General features: G+C 34.4%; 1 protein-coding gene. It reads left to right on the top strand.

Going from position 1 to position 885, the window contains the following annotated elements:
* The first annotated feature begins 42 nt into the window (after nt 1-42).
* Nucleotides 43-865, top strand: a protein-coding gene (locus ACEO2X_RS13945) for an IS5 family transposase (RefSeq protein ID WP_141667073.1) whose coding sequence is annotated in 2 segments (ribosomal slippage) — nt 43-423 and nt 425-865 — 822 coding nt in all. Because the reading frame shifts where the segments join, the coding sequence is not laid out codon by codon here.
* Nucleotides 866-885 lie beyond the last annotated feature (20 nt).

Genomic DNA, 885 nt, shown 5'->3' on the forward strand with positions numbered 1-885 from the left:
TAGACCTCTTGCGAAAGTAAAAACTACCTCAATATAGATTTCATGAAATATCAGAAATTAAACCGTTTTTCAGATTCTGAATTCAAGCGCTTGGTTGGTGTACCTCGACCAGTTTTTAGTGAAATGGTCGAAGTTTTAAAAGAAGCAGAATCACTTAAAAAGAAATCTGGGCGTCCTCATACTTTAGCTATAGAGGATCAATTATTATTAACACTCAATTACTTACGGAATTACAGCACTCAATTGGAATTGGCTGCAAATTACCATATCGCTGAAAGTAATGTGAATCGAACTATTAAAAAGGTTGAAGATGCATTAATGAAATCAAGACGTTTTACCCTGCCAAAACGAAGCATTACCACAGCAGACGAACAATTTAACTGGGTAATTATTGATGCGACAGAATGTTCAATAGAACGCCCGAAAAAAAAATCAGAGTAAGTTTTACAGTGGTAAAAAGAAGAAACATACGTTAAAAGCCCAAGTGATCTATCATCCGAAGAGCAAACAAATCATAGGAGTAGATATATCGTCTGGCAGTCAGCATGATATTAAATTGGCAAGAAAAACAGTTAAGAAATTCAAACATTGTGACTATGTTATGACCGATTTAGGGTACTATGGGTTAGAGCAAGATGGCTTTAAGTTATTGATGCCAATAAAGAAAAAGAAGAATTTCCCCTTATTTGATGCTGAGAAAAATTACAATAAAATGATTGGAAAAATACGAGTTGTAATCGAACATATTAATAGTCAATTGAAAAGATTTAGAATACTAAGTGAACGCTATCGAAATAGACGAAAAAGATTCGGTTTACGCATTAACTTAATCGCTGCACTGGTAAACCGGATGAACTTGCAATAACGACTTTCGCAAGAGGTCTA

This window comes from Acinetobacter sp. AL9, from assembly GCF_041464035.1.
Classification (GTDB): Bacteria; Pseudomonadota; Gammaproteobacteria; order Pseudomonadales; family Moraxellaceae; genus Acinetobacter; species Acinetobacter towneri.